Origin of the sequence: Micromonospora terminaliae, assembly GCF_009671205.1 — a bacterium.
GTDB classification, from domain to species: Bacteria; Actinomycetota; Actinomycetes; order Mycobacteriales; family Micromonosporaceae; genus Micromonospora; species Micromonospora terminaliae.
This window is the reverse complement of sequence record NZ_CP045309.1, coordinates 6,114,753-6,131,548: the sequence shown is the minus strand read 5'-3', so window position 1 is coordinate 6,131,548 and position 16,796 is coordinate 6,114,753. Positions and strand designations below refer to the sequence as shown.

Sequence of the window (16,796 nt, the reverse complement as noted above, 5' to 3'; positions counted from 1 at the left end):
CCGTCTGCGAGAGGCGCCACCGCCGGTGGCCCCGACCCGAGGAGTGACCGTGAAGTACATGCTGCTGATCTGGAACCGGCCGGGCTTCGTCGAGGAGCTGTCCGAGGACGAGCGGAACGCGATCTTCGGTGAGGTCGACGTGATCATGAAGGAGCTGACCGAGTCCGGCGAGCTGGTGGGCGGGGAGGCGCTGGCCCACCCGGCGCAGACCCGTACCGTCCGGCCCGCCGCGGGCGGTGGCACCGAGATCACCGACGGGCCGTTCCTGGAGAGCAAGGAGCAGTTCGCCGGCTACCTGACGGTCGACTGCGAGACCCCGGAGCGGGCCGCCGAGATCGCCGCGCGCTGGCCGGACGTCGCGCACGGCATGGGCGTGCTGGAGGTGCGGCCGGTGATGGAGCAGGCCGGGACGGAGATGTGACCGACCGGGCGGTCGAGGACCTGCTGCGCGCCCTCGCGCCGCAGGTCCTCGGCGTGCTCGTCCGCCGGCACGGCCAGTTCTACGCGTGCGAGGACGCCGTCCAGGAGGCGCTGCTCGCCGCCGCCACCCAGTGGCCGGGGCAGGGCGTGCCGGACCATCCCCGCTCGTGGCTGGTCACCGTGGCGACCCGCCGGCTCACCGACGAGTGGCGCAGCGAGCGGGCCCGCCGGGACCGCGAGGTCGCGGTGGCGGTCCGGGAACCGGCGTACGCGGCGGTGGCCCCGCCCGCCGACGAGGAAACGCCGAGCGGGGACGACACCCTGAAGCTGCTCTTCCTCTGCTGCCATCCGGCGCTCACCGCCAGCGCCCAGGTGGCGCTCACCCTGCGGGCGGTCGGTGGCCTGAGCACCGCCGAGATCGCCCGGGCGTACCTGGTTCCGGAGGCCACGATGAGCCAGCGGATCCGCCGGGCTAAACAGCGGATCGAGGCGGCCGGCGCCCGGTTCGCCATGCCCTCGGCGGCCGACCGGGACACGCGGCTGCGTGCCGTGCTCCACGTCCTGTACCTGGTCTTCAACGAGGGCTACACGGCGTCCAGCGGGGCCGAGCTGCACCGGGCCGAGCTGACCGGCGAGGCCATCCGGCTGGCGCGGGAGCTGCGCCGGCTGCTCCCCGACGACGGCGAAGTGGCCGGGCTGCTGGCCCTCATGCTGCTCACCGACGCGCACCGGGCGGCGCGTACCGGCCCGGGCGGCGAGCTGGTGCCGCTGGCCGAGCAGGACCGCACCCGCTGGGACCGCGCCGAGATCGCCGAGGGCGTCGCCCTGGTGACCGAGGCGCTGACCTGGTCGGCTCCCGGCCCCTACCAGGTGCAGGCCGCCATCGCGGCGGTGCACGCCGAGGCGGCCACGGCGGCCGACACCGACTGGCGGCAGATCGTGGCGCTCTACCGGGTGCTGGCCCGGCTCGCGCCCAACCCGATGGTCACCCTCAACCAGGCCGCGGCGGTGGCCATGGTGGACGGCCCCCGGGCCGGGCTCGCCCTGCTGGCGCCGCTGGACGCCGACGAGCGGACCGCGAACCACCACCGGCTCGCCGCCGTCCGGGCCCACCTGCTCGAACTGGCGGGCGACCGGGACGAGGCCCGGGCCGCCTACCTGGCCGCCGCCCGCGCGACCACCAGCCTGCCCGAGCGGCACTACCTTGAGGTACGCGCCGCGCGACTCGCGACCGACCGATGAGGAACGCCGACGGGAAGGCCCAGCTTCGCAGCTGACCTCTTGCTGATCAGAACAGCCGTCCCCGGTAGGGGTGCGGTCGCTGCCACGTCTCCTCCCAGAGCAGCAGATCGGCCTGCCACTGGGGTAGATCCGGGTGGTACTCGCGGATCAGGTGCGTCCGCTCCGGCGTGCTCACCAGAAAGCGCCAGTACCGCTCCAGCACCTCGCGGACCTCTGCGACCGGGTACTCGCCGTGCTGTCCCTCCAGCCACAGGTTCTCAAGGGACACGAGTTCAGGGGTGAAACGGACCTCGAATTTGTCGCTGCTCCACTCCTCGGCCGGCCGCCGACCGTTCGAGACATCGTCGATCATCTCCAGTGCGTCCAGGCAGGCCCGGAAGTAGATGGAGATGTCGCTGATCAGCCAGACGCCGAGCGCCTCGTAACGCTGGTCGGCGAGCTCGTACAGCGGGAGCCGGAACCCGTCGAGCGAGAAGGAGATGTCGACGGTCAGAACAGCCGCCCCCGGTAGGGGTGGCCGAGGCCGGACGGGTCGACGGGCTGGGCCATGGGCGTAGCTCCTCCGGGGTCGAGGTCCTCCCGCATGCTACGCAGTCCGCGCCGACTCCGGTGACCCGGCGTGAGTGACAATGGACGGACCGATGTGGACACCGTCGGCCGTCAGGCGTGGCACTCCCGGGTGAGCCGCTGCGGAATCTCGACGAACGTCGAGCCCAGCCACTTCACCGGCGTCGACGACCTCGCCCCGGCGTCGATCCGCTGAGCCGCGTCGGCGACCAGCGCTTTGATCTCCGGGTCCTCGGCTCTGGCGGCCTGCCCACGTACCCCGTCGGCGAGGTCGGCGAGGTCGGTCTTGACCTGCTCGTTGATCTGCTCGGGGGTGAGCTGCCGGCGGGTGGCCGCGGCGGAGTCCGCGGCGATCTCCTGGCTCTTGGCGATGATGAGCTTGTCGACCTCGGCGCAGACGGCGGCCGTGTTCGCGGCGGTGACCCGCGACGGCGAAGCGGTGGCGGACGGCGTGGCCGCGGCGGTGACGGACGGCGTGGTCGCCGCCGTCGGCTCGCCGGCCGGCGCGGCGCGGTCCTCGACGGTGGGCTGGCACGCCGCGGCGAGGGCGGTCATCGCCACCAGCGCGGCGGCGCGGATCGCGGTGGTACCGGACATCGTTCTCCCGTACGGTCGGCGGCCGGGCACCGGCCGGATCGTGGCGGTACGACGCGAGGCGGCGGCCGGACCACCGCCCGCGCGGCGGGCCGGGCCGGCAGGGACTGCCGGCCCGGCCCGCCGCGTACGACGGTGGTCAGCTCTTGAAGGCGTCCTTGACCTTTTCGCCCGCCTGCTTGAGGTTGGCGGCGGCCTGGTCGTTGCGGCCCTCGGCCTCGAGGCGCTCGTCGTCCGTGGCCCGGCCGACGCCCTCCTTGACCTTGCCGGCGGTGTTCTCGGTCGCGTTGTCGATCTTGTCGTCGATACCCATGGGGAACCTCCACTCAGCAGTTCCGTTACGTCAGGCAAGTACCCCCGCGTCCCCCGGCTGAATCCCCGTTTCGTCCGATCCTGGACGGACCGCCGCCGGCCCGCGCTGCATTCGGGCCGGCGGCGGCGATGGTCAGCCGACCGGGTGGAAGCGCCGCAGCCGGAGGCTGTTCGCCACCACGAAGACCGACGAGAAGGCCATCGCGGCGCCGGCGAGCATCGGGTTGAGCAGACCGGCGGCCGCCAGCGGCAGGGCGGCCACGTTGTAGGCGAAGGCCCAGAACAGGTTGCCCTTGATGATCGCGAGGGTCCGCCGGGAGAGCCGGATGGCGTCGACGGCGGCCGTGAGGTCGCCCCGCACCAGGGTCAGGTCGGACGCCTCGATGGCCACGTCGGTGCCGGTGCCCATGGCCAGCCCCAGGTCGGCCCGGGCCAGCGCGGCGGCGTCGTTGATCCCGTCGCCCACCATGGCCACGGTCCGCCCCTCGCCCTGGAGCCGCTCGACCACGTCGACCTTGTCGGCCGGCAGCACCTCGGCGATCACCTCGTCGATGCCGACCTCGGCGGCCACGGCCTTCGCCACGGTCGCGTTGTCGCCGGTCAGCAGCACCGGCGTGAGCCCCAGGTCGCGCAACCGGGCCACCGCCGCCCGGCTGGTGGGCTTCACGGCGTCGGCCACCGCGAGGACGCCGCGGGCCCGGCCGTCCCAGCCGGCCAGGACCGCCGTCCGGCCGGCGGCCTCCGCGCCGGTCGCCGCCCGCACGACCTCCTCGGGTACGTCGAGACCGCGCTCGCGCAGCAGCCGGAGCCGCCCGACCACGACCTCCCGGCCGTCGACCGTGCCGGTCACGCCGAGGCCCTCGGCGTTGGCGAAGCCCGTGACGGCGGGCAGCGGTCCCGCCTCGGCGGCGCCGTCGGCGACGGCGCGGGCGATCGGGTGCTCGGACGCCCCCTCCAGCGCGCCGGCGACCCGGAGCAGTTCGGCGGCGTCCTCGCCCTCGGCGGGCAGCACGTCGACCAGCGTCATCTTCCCGGTGGTGACGGTGCCGGTCTTGTCCAGCACGACGGTGTCGACCTGGCGGGTGGACTCCAGCACCTCCGGCCCCTTGATCAGGATGCCGAGCTGGGCGCCCCGCCCGGTGCCGACCAGCAGCGCGGTCGGGGTGGCGAGCCCCAGCGCGCAGGGGCAGGCGATGATCAGCACCGCCACGGCGGCGGTGAACGCGGCGGTCGTGCCGGCCCCGGTGCCGAGCCACCAGCCCAGCGTGCCGGCCGCCAGGGCGATCACGATCGGCACGAAGACCCCGGAGATCCGGTCGGCGAGCCGCTGCACGGCCGCCTTCCCGGTCTGCGCCTGCTCCACCAGCTTCGCCATCTGGGCCAGCTGGGTGTCCCCGCCGACCCGGGTGGCCCGGACGACCAGCCGGCCCCCGGCGTTCACGGTGGCGCCGACCACACTGTCGCCCGGCCCCACCTCGACCGGCACGGACTCGCCGGTGAGCATGCTGGCGTCGACCGCCGAGGTGCCCTCCTCCACCACGCCGTCGGTGGCGACCTTCTCGCCCGGCCGGACCACGAACCGGTCCCCGACCGCGAGCTGGTCCACCGGGATCCGGGTCTCCCGCCCGCCGCGCAGCACCCCGACGTCCTTGGCGCCCAGTTCCAGCAGGGCGCGCAGGGCGGCGCCGGCGGTCCGCTTGGACCGGGCCTCGAAGAAGCGCCCGGCGAGGATGAACACCGTCACCCCGGCCGCGGCCTCCAGGTAGATGTTGCCGGCCCCGTCGGTGCGGGTGATGTCGAAGCGGAACGGATGGGTCATCCCGGGCATCCCGGCGTCGCCGAGGAAGAGGGCCCAGAGTGACCAGCCGAACGCGGCTAGGGTGCCGAGCGAGACCAGCGTGTCCATGGTCGCCGCGCCGTGCCGCAGGTTGATCCAGGCGGCGCGGTGGAACGGCAGCCCGCCGTAGACGACCACCGGGGCGGCCAGCGTCAGCGACAGCCACTGCCAGTAGTCGAACTGCCAGGCCGGCACCATGGCCAGCACGATCACCGGCACGGTCAGCACGACCGACACCCACAACCGGGTACGCAGCCCGCGCAGCTCGTCCACCGGCTCGGCGGCCGCCCCGGCGGCGGCCTGTGTGGGCGGCGGCGGCACGACGGCCGTGTAGCCGGTCTTCTCCACCGTCGCGATCAGGTCGGCCGGGCTGATCTCCTCGGCGTACCGGACGGTGGCCTTCTCGGTGGCGTAGTTGACCGTGGCCTCGACGCCGTCCATCCGGTTGAGCTTCTTCTCGATCCGGGCGGCGCAGGAGGCGCAGGTCATGCCGCCGATCGCGAGTTCGATCAGGTTCGGCGCGACCGGCAGGGGCTTGGCGGATGTCATCGCGGCACCTCCGGTCAGTTGTGCCCGTGCCCCGGGGTGCCGTGGCCGGCGTCCGGGGTCGGTGCGGTCGTGGGGGCCGGCGCGGTGGGCGCCGGAGCGGTCTGGTCCCCGGCCAGGACGGTGAACTCGGCGGTGTGCACCGCGTCGCCGTGCCGGAAGTCCAGGTAGAGACGGTACGCGCCGGCCGAGGGCACCTCGGCGGCGAAGGTGACGGCCGGGCCGGCCGCGGTCCGCCCGTCGCCGGGCGCGCCCTCCGGGTGCACGTGCAGGTACGCGAGGTCGCCCTGGCGCAGCGCCACCAGGTGCCCGTACGCCCCGAGGTAGGGCTGGAGGTCGGTGACCGGCCGGCCGTCCCGGCTGACGGTCAGGGTGAGCCGGCTGGTCCGGCCGGGCTGCGGGGTACCCGTGAGGGTGACGGTGTAGCCATCGACCGTGGTGCTGGTGGCCGGCGCCGGCAGTGGCCGGTGCTCCAGCGCGCCGGGGACGGTGACGTCGACCCCGAGGGTCAGCGGCTCCCCGCCGGTCGGGGTGAAGTCGGCGAACGCCCGCCAGACGCCCGGCCCGGCGAGCGGCGAGGCGACCCGCCAGGTGCCGTCGGTCGCCAGCTCCGGGTGGACGTGCCGGAAGCCGGACAGGTCGCGGCGGGCGACGATCAGGTGCATCCGCTTGTCGTGCGCCACGTCGTAGCGGGTGACGGGCCGGCCGTCCGGGCCGGTGATGCGGAAGGCGAACTCGCCCGCGGGGGCGGTCACCGGCTGGAGGGTGTAGCCGCGGTCGGAGACGAGAAGCCCGCCGGGCAGGTGGGCGGTGGCGGTGGCCGCGTGGCCGCCGTCGCCGTGGTCGGACGCGCCGGCGTCGTGGCCGGCGTCGGTGGCGTCGTGGCGGGTCTCGGCGGCCGGGGCGACGGGGCCGGCCAGGTGGCCGACCCCGTACGCCGTGCCGAACACCGCCGCGAGGCCCAGGGCGAAGCCGCTCAGCTTCGTCGCCGTGTTCATCGTGGTACCTCGGTTCCTTCGGGTCCGCGGACCCGTCACGCCCCGACGAGGTCGTAACCGGCCTCGTCCACGGCGGCGCGGACGGCGTCCGTGTCCAGCGGGCTCTGACTGGTGACGGTGACCCGGCCGGAGGCCAGGTCGACCTGGACGTCGGTGACGCCCGGCAGCGCGCTCACCTCGGTGCTGACCGAGTTGACACAGTGCCCGCAGGTCATGCCCTGCACCTGGTACGTGGTGGTGACCATGTCGCATCTCCCCTTCCGCCGCCTCCACCTTATACCCCTGGGGGGTAAGTAGAGGAGAGACGGCTGCCACTTGGACGTACCGTTACCCGGTGGGGGTATCGGCTACAGCGAGGACCGTACCATACCCCCGAGGGGTACGGTATCCTTGACGTCATGACCGCACCGACGACCCCGACCCGGGGCTACACCGCCAGCAAGGACCAGCTGCTCGCGCGGCTCCGCCGCATCGAGGGTCAGGTCCGCGGCATCGAGAAGATGGTCGAGGACGACCGCTACTGCATCGACGTGCTGACCCAGATCTCCGCCATCCAGGCGGCACTGGACAAGGTCGGCCTCGGCCTGCTCGACGGGCACGCCCGGCACTGCATGCACGAGGGGGCCGCCGAGGGCCGTGCCGACGAGATGGCCACCGAGATGATGGCCGCCGTCGGCCGCCTCATGAAGCGCGGCTGACCAGGGACTTCGGCCCGCAGGTCGGGTCCATCGGCCCGACCGTGCGGACCCGCCGCCGCCGTACGTTCGAGGTGGCGACCGGGACCGGCGCCGTTGCCGGCACCGGACCGGCCGGCCTCGGAACAGGGGATCGGAGGGCGGCCGAGATGATGTGGAACGGCCCGATGATGGGCTGGATGTGGGCGTGGTCCCTGCTGGGGCTGCTGGTGCTGGTGGGACTGGTCTGGCTGGTGTTCCGGCTCACCGGGCAGCCCGCGGGGACCGGGCCGTCCTCGGCCCGTCGCATCCTCGACGAGCGGTACGCCCACGGCGAGATCGACGACGAGGAGTACCGCCGCCGCCGCGCCGGCCTGGCCTGACCGGTTCGGGTGCCTCGCCGCGAGCGACCGGGCACCCGAACCGTCACCGGTCAGAGCCGGCCGAGCAGCTTCCGCATGGCGTCGATCTCACCCTGCTGGGTGGTGACGATCTGCCGGGCGAGCGCCGTGGCGTCCGGGTGGACACCGTCGGCGATCTCCTCCTCGGCCATGGTGATGGCGCCCTCGTGATGGGCGATCATCAAGGTCAGGAACTGCCGGTCGAAATCGGTGCCGGACGCCGCGGCCAGCTTCGCCAGTTCCGCCTCGGACATCATCCCGGACATGCCGTGGTCCATTCCCGGCATGCCGTGCCCGGCGTTCGCCGAGGGCGCCGGCCGGCCCCAGGCGGCGAGCCAGCCGGTCATGGTGGCGATCTCCGGCGCCTGGGCCGCCTTGACCTGCCCTGCCAGCCGCTTCACCTCCGGATCGGCGGCCCGGGTCTCCGCCAGCCCGGACATCTCCACGGCCTGTTGGTGGTGCGGGATCATCATCTGGGCGAACATCACGTCCGCGGCGCCGAACGAGGCCGAGACCGCGGCGCCGGGCGAGCCGGTCGCCGCCGACGGATCGTGGGCGACGGTCGGGTGGTCGGCGCCGGCGCAGGCGGACACGACCAACGCGGCCGTGAGCGCGGCGGCCAGGGCGGCCGGGCGGGCGAGGGTACGAGTGAACACGAGTGAGCCTTTCGGGTGTCGGAACGTACGCAGCGGTCGGCGGACGCGGGTACCGGTGGTCCGGTCCCCGCGTCGGGCGTCCTATCTGCGCAGCACCGACGTCGTCGCCAGGCGTAACCCGTGGGACCGCGGCGGGGCGCGTGGGCCGGTGGCGAGCCGGAGCCGGCCCCGGACCGTGGGAACGGCGCTCCGCGACCCGGCCCCCAGCAGCACGGCGAGCAGCAGCCCGACGGCGAACGCGCCCAGCACGGCCAGGCAGACGCTCCACCCGGACGGGTCGTTGCCCGGGTGGGTCAGCGGCAGCGCGCGCACCGGGCAGCCGTCGTCCCCGCAGTCCGTGGGGGTGACGGCGGCTGCGCCGTGGCCGGCGGCGTGGGCGGCCGGCGGGCCGGCCGACGCGTGCCCGCCGTGGCCGAGGGTGTGCATCGCGGTCAACCCGAGCAGCGTGCTGAGCAGCAGCAGGAGCCGGACCCACCGCCCGCTCACCGCCGTCCGCGTCGCCACGCCCTCACGGTAGCCAACCGGCCGGGCGACACGGCCCGGAACCCGCCGCCGGTCTCGTCCCCGGTGCGAACGAGCCCACCTGGCTACCATTCCGGGCGACGACCCGGCCTGCGTCCGTTCCGCCGGCACCCGGGCCGCCGGTGAACCGGCCGGCCCGGTGACACGTGTCCCGTCGCGAATCGTTGGGAGAGATGCATGGGTGCCGACCACACCCGTCCCGCGCCGTCCGCCCCGCCGGGCGTACGGCGGATCCTGGTCGCGACGGTGCTGCCGCTCTTCCTGGTCACCGTGGTCGCCGCGCTGGCGCTCTGGCCCCGGCAGGGCCCGGAACCGGCGGACGCCCCGGCACTGCCCCGCTACCACGGCACCGTGGTCCGGGTGGTGACCGAACCGTGCCCGCCGACCCCGGAGGCGCCGGACGGGTCCGCCGGACCGTGCGGGACGGTGACCGTCAGCGCCGAGCAGGGCCCGGACGCCGGCCGGCAGGTCGAGACGCCGGTTCCCGCCGGGCCCGGCGCGCCCCGGGTCGAGGTCGGCGACAAGGTGGTCCTGGTCGAGCTGATCGACCCGGCCGACCCGGCCGCGAAGACCTACAACATCGCCGAGCACCGCCGCGGCACGCCGCTGGTCTGGCTGGCGGTGCTGTTCGCCGTGGCGATCGTGGCCTTCGGGCGCTGGCGCGGGCTGGCCGCGCTCGGCGGGCTGGTGGCGAGCTTCGCCATCCTGCTCGGTTTCGTGCTGCCCGGTATCGGAGCCGGCCAGCCGCCGCTGCTCATGGCGATCGTCGGCGCCGCGCTGATCATGTTCGTGGTTCTTTACCTGACCCACGGGATCACCGCGCAGACCTCGGTGGCCGTGCTCGGCACGCTCGGCAGCCTCGTGCTGACCGGCGTGCTCGGCACCCTGGCCACCGCCGCCACCCACCTGACCGGCTTCGGCAGCGAGGACGCGACCACCCTGTCGATGTTCCAGCGCGACGTGGACCTGCACGGGCTGCTGCTGGCCGGCATCGTCATCGGCTCGCTCGGCGTGCTGGACGACGTGACGGTCACCCAGGCCGCCACGGTCACCGAACTGGCCCACGCCAACCCCGCGCTCTCCCGTCGACACCTCTACCGGGCGGCGACCCGGGTGGGCCGGGCGCACATCGCGTCGACCGTCAACACCATCGTGCTGGCGTACGCGGGCGCCTCGCTGCCGCTGCTGCTCCTGCTCGTCGCCGACTCCCGGCCGGTGAGCGAGATCCTGACGAGCGAGTTCCTGGCCCAGGAGATCGTCCGCAGCGCGGTGGCCACTCTCGGCCTGATCGCCGCCGTACCGCTGACCACCGGACTGGCCGCGGTGGTGACCACCGCCGGGCGACGCCGCACCACCGCGGCTCCGGCGGAGCCTCCGGCCCCGCGACCGCCGGCCCGACGGGACGAGGCGCTGGAGGCGCTCGGCGGCGGGGACAGGAGCACGGAAGCCGCATGGTGACACTCCGCAGCGTGACGGCGGATTTCAAACGCGATCCTGGTCACGCACGGCGAGGACGAATTCTCGCTATTGGTCGGCTTCCGGACGTAGAACACGGGTGGACTCTCGGGTAACCTCGCTGCCGGTCACCGCCGAAGGCGCGCACCCGCGCCAGCGGTGCCGCCGCCCAATCGCCCGCGGGCGAGCCGGGGAACCAGGTACATGGGGTGAATCCGCGCGAGCGGTAGGGGCCACTTCCGTCCCGAACCCGTCAGCTAACCCGGTCGGCGGCCGACGGAAGGGAACACTGTGACGGCACCCCTGCGCCGCTGGCTGACCCCCGTGGTGGCCGTGCTCGCCGCGCTGACCGTGCTGGCCGGGCCGGGCCCGGCGACGGCGGCCCCGAGCACCCCCACACCCTCGGGGCACTCCGAGGAAGACGACGACCCCCTCATCACCGAGGCCATCGACAGCGCCAACCGGGCCTACCTCCAGGCCAAGTCGAAGCTCGACAAGTCCCGCAAGCGCCAGCTCCAGCTCGCCCTGGAAGTGGAGGCGGCTCAGGGGCAACTCGACGCGTTGAGCCCGCAGGTGAGCGAGATGGCCGCCCAGTCCTACCGAACCGGCCGGATGGGCGCCATGGCCGTGCTCCTGGAGAGCAACAGCCCCGACTCGTTCGTCCGGCGGGTCGCCGCCCTCGACGAGCTGAACCTGCTGAACGCGCAGAAGCTCGCTGCCATCAACGCCGCGAAGACCCGTGCCGAGCAGGCCAAGGTCGCGCTCGACGCCGAGGTACGCGAGCAGGAGAAGCAGAAGAACGCGATGGCCCGCGAGAAGGCCGAGACGGAGAAGGCCCTCAAGCTGGTCGGCGGGATCGACTTCACCGGCGGCCTGGTCTCGGCCACCTCGCCGGTCGCCCGCATGGGCCCGGGCCGGACCGCCGACGGCGACTGGAAGCCGGAGTCGTGCAGCGAGAACGACCCGACCACCTCGGGCTGCGTCACCCCGCGCACGCTGCACGCGTACAAGGAGGTCAAGCGGGCCGGCTTCAACCGCTTCGTGGGCTGCCACCGGAACGGCGGGCCGTTCGAGCACCCGAAGGGCCGGGCCTGCGACTGGTCGCTGCAGAACAGCGGCTTCTCCCCATGGCGCACGAAGGACCAGCGGATGTACGGCAACAACGTCGCCGCCTTCCTCATCCGCAACGCCGACCGGCTCGGCATCTACTACGTGATCTGGAACCGGCAGATCTGGTTCCCGGCCACCGGCTGGAAGTCCTACAGCGGACCCTCCAACCACACCGACCACGTGCACATGTCGCTGCTCTGACGATGTGTGCAGAGAAGGGCCGGCCCGCGACGTGCGGGCCGGCCCTTCGACGTTTTCGGGCCGGTCAGCCGGCCAGCGCCGGATCCGCGGGCGCGGCCAGCGCCGGCACCGGGGTGGCCGGCGCGCCGGCCTGGGCCACCGTGCGCACCTCGCCCGCGCTGAGCCGGTACGACAGGCCGACGACGGCGCAGCGCCCGGCGGCCACCTCGCCGGCGAGCACGGCGGACCGGGCCAGCAGCGCCTCGACGGTCTGCGCGATGTGGACGTCGACGATCCCGTCGAGGTCCTCGACGCCGTCCTTCGCGGCCCGGAGCAGGCTGGGTGCGACGGCGTCCACCACCGCACCGAGGTGACCGGACGGCGACGTGCCGGTGCGGACCGCCTCGCGGGCGGCCTGGACCGCGCCGCACGAGTCGTGGCCGAGCACCACCACGAGCGGGGTGCCCAGCACGGTCACGGCGTATTCGACGCTGCCGAGCACCTCCGGGCCGGCGGTGTGGCCGGCGGTGCGGACGACGAAGAGGTCACCGAGGCCCCGGTCGAAGATGATCTCGGCGGCGAGCCGGGAGTCGGAGCAGCCGACGAGCACCGCGAACGGGTGCTGACCGTCCGCGACCGCCGCCCGGTGTCCGGCGTCCTGATTCGGATGGTGCGGGGCACCGGTGACGAACCGCCGGTTACCGGCGTAGAGCTCGGCGAGCGCCTGCTCGGGAGTGGTCGGCGGCACTGGTCCTCACCTCGTCCTCGCGCATGAAAGCCCTGGTCAGCCAGCCGGCAGCGGAGGCGGCCTCGGCACCCACGGTCACACGCAGCCAAAGGTACGTCAAGATTTACGTGATACGCATTTCATGCGTTGCATCACCCTTGACGCCGGGGCTCCGGCAGCACCCGGCGCACGAGGGCAGGACCGGCACACGCGGGAGGGGGCCATACGATGACCACCATGGCGACGACACCGGGAGCGAGAGGCAGCGGCCGGAACTGGACGTTCCTCACCAACCACGGGCACGTGCTCCTGGCCATCGCCCGCAACCCCACCGCCCGGCTGCGGGACGTGGCCGACGAGGTGGGGGTCACCGAGCGGGCCGCCCAGGCGATCGTCGCCGACCTGGAGGCCGGCGGCTACCTGCGGCGTACCCGGGTCGGGCGGCGCAACGAGTACACGGTCAACCCGAGCGGCCACTTCCGGCACCCGGCCGAGGCCGACCAGCAGGTGGGCGCCCTGCTCGCCCTCTTCACCGCCGAGCCGCTCGCGGAGCCGGCGGCCGAGAGCTGACCGCTCCTCGCGTACGCCCGTCACCGCGCACGGCGCGGCGACGGTAATCTCACCGCGTGCGCGACAGCTTGCGGCCGGACGGGACGACGGAGCGCGTCCGGGCCGGACACCGGATCCGATCCGTCCTTTCCGGAGCGGCGGTGGCCGCCCTGCTCGGCGGCGTACTGGCGGTGCCCGCGCCCGCCCTGGCGGCCCCGACATGCGGCCCGGCCGGCGGTCCCGCCCCCACCTCGGCCCCGTGGGCGCTGACCCGGCTCGACCCGGCCGCGGCCTGGCGGGTCACCAAGGGGCAGGGCATCACGGTCGCGGTCATCGACTCCGGCGTCTCCCCCAGCCACCCGCTGCTGCGCGGCCGGGTGCTCCCCGGTGAGGACTTCAACCAGCTCGAAAAGTTCGACGGCCAGTGCGACCGGGTCGGCCACGGCACGCTGATCGCGGGCATCATCGCCGGGAAGGAGGGCACTGGCGCGCCCTACACGGGCATCGCGCCGGAGGCCAGGATCCTGCCGGTGCGCGTGCTCGCCGACAACGAGAAGGCGTTCGACGAGTCCATCCCGGCCGAGATCGGCAAGGCCATCCGGTGGGCGGTCGACCACGACGCCGACGTGATCAACCTGTCGCTGGTCACCCTCGACGACCCCGCGTTGCGGTCCGCTGTGGACTACGCGCTCGGCAAGGGCGTGATCCTGGTTGCCGCCGCCGGCAACCGGCAGGAGAACCAGCAGGACCAGCCGGCGTACCCGGCCTCGTACCCGGGTGTCATCGCGGTGGCCGGGGTGGACGAGAGCGGTGGCCACGTCGGCAGTTCGGTCACCGGCGACTATGTGGACATCGCCGCGCCTGGCCTGAACATCATGGGTCCGGCCCCGCAGGGCTCCGGCTACCTTGCCGAGCCGCAGGGCGGCACGAGCTTCGCCACCGGGTACGTCTCCGGGGTCGCCGCGCTGGTGCGGGCCGCGCACCCGGACATCACCCCGAAGGACGTGGCGTTCCGGCTCACCCGGACCGCCGACAGCCCGCCCGACGGGCACAACGCGCTGGTCGGCTACGGGGTGGTCAACCCGTACCGGGCGGTGACCAGCCTGCTGGGCACCCGCAGCGACCCGCCGTTGGGCGCGATGCCGGCGCCCACGCCGCACACCGACCCGCTGGCCTGGCAGCGCACCGTGGCCATCTGGGCGGGCGTGATCGGCGCGCTGCTGGCCGGGGCCCTGCTGGCGCTGCGGCCGATCCTGGTGCGGGGCCGCCGGCGCGGCTGGCGACCCGGGCGACGCACGCCGCAGGACGCCTGAGCGACCGAACCCGGCCCCGAAAAAGCACCACGGCCCCGACCCCGGCGTGAACCGGAGCGGAGCCGCAGCGGACCGGTCGGGTCAGCCCCAGACCTTCGAGTTGCTCATCTCGGTGGTCATGTAGTTCTCGCGGGCGATGCCCACCGCGTGGCCGATGTCGTTCAGGACCTTGTTGATGTCCCGCACGGCGGCGTCCCACTGAGCCTGGTGCTGCTCGTAGGCGACGCGGTCCTGACCCTCCCACTCGAGCTTCGTCAGCATCGAGCGCAGCGTGTCCAGCTTCTCGTCGATGGTCCGCGAGATGGTCTGCATCTGCTGGTTGCTGCTCTCGAGGACGGCGTAGTCAACCTTGATGCTCATCGGTTCCTCCTCTGCCTGTCTCTGCGGATCACGGGTTGAGAGCAGAGTGGAACTTGTCCAGCATCTGCTGCTGCTCTTCGTCGTTGACCTGGTGCGTGGTGCCCGACTTGTCGAGCAGGTCGGCGATGTTGTCCATCGCCGTCAGCAGCTTGTTCGTGTCCTCGTTCCAGCGCTGCATCAGGTTCTGGAAACCCGTGGACGCCCCGCCCTTCCAGGCGATGGCCAGGTCGTCGACCACGTTCCAGAGCTTCTTCAGCTCACCGTCGACGTCGCTGCGCGTGGACCGCACGTCACTCGCGGCGGTGTGCAGAGTCGCTGCACTGACCTCGAACGCCATGCTTCACACCCTTCCGTCATCTCTGTGGCGGCGGATCCGCCGCGCCCCTCCCCCGCGGCAAGGCGTACACACCCCACCGACGGACACTTCAACCGAACCGTAGCGGACGACGTCCAATCCGCGCAGCCCTGCTTCCCCATGGCGCACAACGCCGTCCGGCGATCCGACCGTACGACGTGGACGGTCCGACACGCCGGCGAGGGTCAGGACGGGCGCCGGTAGGACCGGACGTGCATCAGCGCGCCGAAGACCAGCGCCACCGCCAGCAGCGCCACGAACAGCCACAGCACCGGCCGGTCGAGCGCGCGGTCGAGCACCACCGGGATCAGCGCGGCTACCCCGGTGAGCAACACCACTTCGCCGGCCCGCTTCGCCCACGCGGCGCGGGACACCTGGGCGACCAGCGCCAGCGCGAGGAAGACCGGCACGGTCACCAGGAAGTACACGAAGAGCACCAAGACCACTGAGGACCCCTTCCCGTCACTGGTAGAACTTGGAGTCCTGCACCCAGTCGATCTTGATGTCCTTGATGTCCGGGTCCTGGCCGGTGGCCGCCCAGCCCGGGCGGGAGTCCGACACGAAGGCGAACCGGTCGTTGCCCTGGAAGCCGGCCATGACGGCCGAGAAGACCGCACTGATGTCGCCGAAGACCAGCGCCAGGATCGCCGCGCTCGCCACCATCCCGGCCACGCCGATCGCCTCCGCGATGGGCGCGGTCGGCGGGAACGCCTGGAGGGCCACCGAGGCGATCACCGCGATGAGGATCGGGATGAGCGCGTCGACCAGCGCGTTGACGGCGTCGTTGAAGGCATCCCGGGCCGAGGTCAGGGTGTCCTTGTTGGCGTTGAACGCCTCGGCCAGCGAGTTGATCTCGGCACCGAGCTTGCGGAGGAAGAGGTCGAACGCGTCCCGGTCGTCGAAGTCCCACTCGGCGTCCGACGGGGGGACCTGCTCCAGCGCCGCGCCGAACTGGTCGCCGCCGAGCAGCCGTGCCGCGTCGCCCCACTCCTTGATGGACTTGTTGACCTCGTCGTTGTCGAACGTCTCGAGGTAGGCGATGGCGGCGCCCAGCGCCCCGGCGAAGACCAGCCACATCCAGTTGGCCCGGGCCGCCGGCAGCAGGCCGCGCACGGGCGCCGTCGCGGCCGCAACCGTGTGCGTGCCGGTCACCGTGCCGGCCGCGTTGGCGATCAGGATCTCCGACATCAGCGTCTCCCCCTGTGCGCCCGGCCGGTCACTTGACCACCCAGGGCTGGTCCGACTTCTCCCAGTTCTTGGCGGTCTGCTCCAGCTGCTCGGCCGCCTTGTGCAGGTGCTCGATGCCGGTCTTGACGTTGCGCAGGTGACCGTCCACCGAGGCGTTGTGCGCCTGGACGGTCGCGCCACCGAAGAGGGTCAGCGCGCCGTCCGGCAGCTTCACGCTCTCGAGCAGCGTCTGCACGTTGCGCAGGTACTGGATCGGGCCGTCGGGGGCGTCGAGCTTCTTGCTCGCCTTGCGGATCGCGTCGACGTCGACCTTGTTCGCCACGGCGTCTCCTCCCTGGTCAGCGGCGCAGGCCGCGGGTCGGGTCGGTCAGGTCCACTCCAAACTCCCGGAACCAGTCCTCCGGGGTGAGGTTGCCCGCCTGCGCCCGGCGGACCAGGTCCGAGCCGCCGAGCACGTCGGCCATCAGCTCCTGCTGCCGCTCGGCGAAGGCCGCGTACGCCGCGTCGATCGCCGCCTGGAGCGACTCCGCCAGCGTGTAGCTGTCCAGCCGCATCGCCCGGGCGTTGAGGTCGATGCCGCCGACCTTCATGTCACCGTCGACCGTCACCCGGACCAGGCCGTCCGGGCTCTCCCCGGTCACCCGCAGCTCGGCGCGCTGCTGCTGGAACTCCGCCAGCCGGCGCTGCTGCTCCTGCGCCTGGCGCAGCAGGTTCTCCACGGCGCCGCCGCCGTAACCCCACGAGGTGCTCACGACTGTCCTCTCCTCAGACTGACGGTCGGGCCGACGCT

At 73.2% G+C, this 16,796-nt stretch carries 23 protein-coding genes and 1 riboswitch; of the genes, 8 read left to right on the top strand and 15 right to left on the bottom strand.

The annotated features are described in order from the left end of the window. The first annotated feature begins 58 nt into the window (after window positions 1–58). On the top strand, window positions 59–421 hold the full coding sequence (locus GCE86_RS28475) for a YciI family protein (protein ID WP_204341834.1): 363 nt from the start codon (window positions 59–61) through the stop codon (window positions 419–421). After that, window positions 418–1,662 (top strand): RNA polymerase sigma factor, encoded by a 1,245-nt coding sequence (locus tag GCE86_RS28470; protein WP_154229759.1) that lies wholly within the window; start codon window positions 418–420, stop codon window positions 1,660–1,662. The genes GCE86_RS28475 and GCE86_RS28470 overlap by 4 nt, the downstream gene beginning before the upstream one ends. A 46-nt stretch (window positions 1,663–1,708) precedes the next feature. On the opposite strand, the gene GCE86_RS28465 is transcribed toward GCE86_RS28470, so the two are convergent. The 6 genes from GCE86_RS28465 to GCE86_RS28440 all read right to left on the bottom strand — a co-directional run bounded on the left by GCE86_RS28465 (window position 1,709) and on the right by GCE86_RS28440 (window position 6,761). Then, the gene (locus GCE86_RS28465; RefSeq protein WP_239542185.1) at window positions 1,709–2,014 is read right to left on the bottom strand and encodes a hypothetical protein; all 306 of its coding nucleotides are present in this window, start codon (window positions 2,012–2,014) and stop codon (window positions 1,709–1,711) included. Window positions 2,015–2,322: 308 nt separating this feature from the next. After that, window positions 2,323–2,826, bottom strand: a complete 504-nt coding sequence (locus tag GCE86_RS28460; protein ID WP_154229757.1) for a hypothetical protein — start codon at window positions 2,824–2,826, stop codon at window positions 2,323–2,325. 136 nt (window positions 2,827–2,962) lie between these two features. Further along, entirely contained in the window at window positions 2,963–3,136 is a 174-nt protein-coding gene (locus GCE86_RS28455) for a CsbD family protein (protein WP_154229756.1), read from the bottom strand. 132 nt (window positions 3,137–3,268) lie between these two features. Continuing rightward, complete coding sequence (locus GCE86_RS28450) at window positions 3,269–5,521, bottom strand: heavy metal translocating P-type ATPase (RefSeq protein ID WP_154229755.1); 2,253 nt, start codon at window positions 5,519–5,521, stop codon at window positions 3,269–3,271. Window positions 5,522–5,535: 14 nt separating this feature from the next. Further along, complete coding sequence (locus GCE86_RS28445) at window positions 5,536–6,516, bottom strand: hypothetical protein (protein WP_154229754.1); 981 nt, start codon at window positions 6,514–6,516, stop codon at window positions 5,536–5,538. A 35-nt stretch (window positions 6,517–6,551) separates the two neighbouring features. After that, window positions 6,552–6,761 carry a heavy-metal-associated domain-containing protein gene (locus GCE86_RS28440; protein WP_154229753.1) on the bottom strand — a complete coding sequence of 70 codons (210 nt, stop codon included), beginning with the start codon at window positions 6,759–6,761 and terminating at the stop codon, window positions 6,552–6,554. 153 nt (window positions 6,762–6,914) lie between these two features. On the opposite strand from GCE86_RS28440, the gene GCE86_RS28435 reads away from it, so the two are divergent. Both GCE86_RS28435 and GCE86_RS28430 read left to right on the top strand, forming a co-directional pair. Then, window positions 6,915–7,214: a metal-sensitive transcriptional regulator gene (locus tag GCE86_RS28435; protein WP_046568942.1), complete on the top strand. Its 300-nt coding sequence runs from the start codon at window positions 6,915–6,917 to the stop codon at window positions 7,212–7,214. A 176-nt stretch (window positions 7,215–7,390) separates the two neighbouring features. After that, window positions 7,391–7,573 (top strand): SHOCT domain-containing protein, encoded by a 183-nt coding sequence (locus GCE86_RS28430; RefSeq protein WP_239542183.1) that lies wholly within the window; start codon window positions 7,391–7,393, stop codon window positions 7,571–7,573. Window positions 7,574–7,623: 50 nt separating this feature from the next. Here GCE86_RS28430 and GCE86_RS28425 read toward each other — a convergent pair whose 3' ends face one another. Together GCE86_RS28425 and GCE86_RS28420 are read right to left on the bottom strand one after the other, a co-directional pair. Next, complete coding sequence (locus GCE86_RS28425; protein ID WP_154229751.1) at window positions 7,624–8,247, bottom strand: DUF305 domain-containing protein; 624 nt, start codon at window positions 8,245–8,247, stop codon at window positions 7,624–7,626. An 81-nt stretch (window positions 8,248–8,328) separates the two neighbouring features. Further along, window positions 8,329–8,751 carry a DUF6153 family protein gene (locus tag GCE86_RS28420; RefSeq protein ID WP_154229750.1) on the bottom strand — a complete coding sequence of 141 codons (423 nt, stop codon included), beginning with the start codon at window positions 8,749–8,751 and terminating at the stop codon, window positions 8,329–8,331. Between the two features lie 195 nt (window positions 8,752–8,946). On the opposite strand from GCE86_RS28420, the gene GCE86_RS28415 reads away from it, so the two are divergent. Beyond that, a complete protein-coding gene (locus tag GCE86_RS28415) occupies window positions 8,947–10,227 on the top strand; it encodes a YibE/F family protein (RefSeq protein ID WP_154229749.1) in 1,281 nt (426 codons plus the stop codon). Window positions 10,228–10,380: 153 nt separating this feature from the next. Continuing rightward, a riboswitch (cyclic di-AMP (ydaO/yuaA leader) is annotated at window positions 10,381–10,511 on the top strand. A 4-nt stretch (window positions 10,512–10,515) separates the two neighbouring features. Beyond that, the gene (locus tag GCE86_RS28410) at window positions 10,516–11,535 is read left to right on the top strand and encodes a coiled-coil domain-containing protein (RefSeq protein ID WP_154229748.1); all 1,020 of its coding nucleotides are present in this window, start codon (window positions 10,516–10,518) and stop codon (window positions 11,533–11,535) included. A gap of 64 nt (window positions 11,536–11,599) precedes the next feature. Here the strand turns inward: GCE86_RS28410 and GCE86_RS28405 are convergent, their stop codons facing one another. Next, window positions 11,600–12,262, bottom strand: a complete 663-nt coding sequence (locus GCE86_RS28405) for a carbonic anhydrase (RefSeq protein ID WP_154229747.1) — start codon at window positions 12,260–12,262, stop codon at window positions 11,600–11,602. Between the two features lie 207 nt (window positions 12,263–12,469). On the opposite strand from GCE86_RS28405, the gene GCE86_RS28400 reads away from it, so the two are divergent. Then, complete coding sequence (locus GCE86_RS28400; RefSeq protein WP_154229746.1) at window positions 12,470–12,811, top strand: helix-turn-helix transcriptional regulator; 342 nt, start codon at window positions 12,470–12,472, stop codon at window positions 12,809–12,811. Window positions 12,812–12,867: 56 nt separating this feature from the next. After that, window positions 12,868–14,103, top strand: a complete 1,236-nt coding sequence (mycP, locus tag GCE86_RS28395) for a type VII secretion-associated serine protease mycosin (protein WP_244317098.1) — start codon at window positions 12,868–12,870, stop codon at window positions 14,101–14,103. A gap of 81 nt (window positions 14,104–14,184) precedes the next feature. Here mycP and GCE86_RS28390 read toward each other — a convergent pair whose 3' ends face one another. From GCE86_RS28390 to GCE86_RS28365, 6 genes are all read right to left on the bottom strand, one after another. Then, window positions 14,185–14,463 carry a WXG100 family type VII secretion target gene (locus GCE86_RS28390; protein ID WP_154229745.1) on the bottom strand — a complete coding sequence of 93 codons (279 nt, stop codon included), beginning with the start codon at window positions 14,461–14,463 and terminating at the stop codon, window positions 14,185–14,187. Between the two features lie 28 nt (window positions 14,464–14,491). Continuing rightward, window positions 14,492–14,800: a WXG100 family type VII secretion target gene (locus GCE86_RS28385; RefSeq protein WP_091260910.1), complete on the bottom strand. Its 309-nt coding sequence runs from the start codon at window positions 14,798–14,800 to the stop codon at window positions 14,492–14,494. A gap of 203 nt (window positions 14,801–15,003) precedes the next feature. After that, the gene (locus GCE86_RS28380; protein WP_154229744.1) at window positions 15,004–15,264 is read right to left on the bottom strand and encodes a hypothetical protein; all 261 of its coding nucleotides are present in this window, start codon (window positions 15,262–15,264) and stop codon (window positions 15,004–15,006) included. A gap of 16 nt (window positions 15,265–15,280) precedes the next feature. Continuing rightward, entirely contained in the window at window positions 15,281–16,006 is a 726-nt protein-coding gene (locus GCE86_RS28375) for a hypothetical protein (protein WP_204341671.1), read from the bottom strand. A 28-nt stretch (window positions 16,007–16,034) separates the two neighbouring features. Beyond that, on the bottom strand, window positions 16,035–16,328 hold the full coding sequence (locus tag GCE86_RS28370; protein WP_154229743.1) for a hypothetical protein: 294 nt from the start codon (window positions 16,326–16,328) through the stop codon (window positions 16,035–16,037). A 16-nt stretch (window positions 16,329–16,344) separates the two neighbouring features. Continuing rightward, complete coding sequence (locus GCE86_RS28365; RefSeq protein WP_154229742.1) at window positions 16,345–16,758, bottom strand: YbaB/EbfC family nucleoid-associated protein; 414 nt, start codon at window positions 16,756–16,758, stop codon at window positions 16,345–16,347. Window positions 16,759–16,796 lie beyond the last annotated feature (38 nt).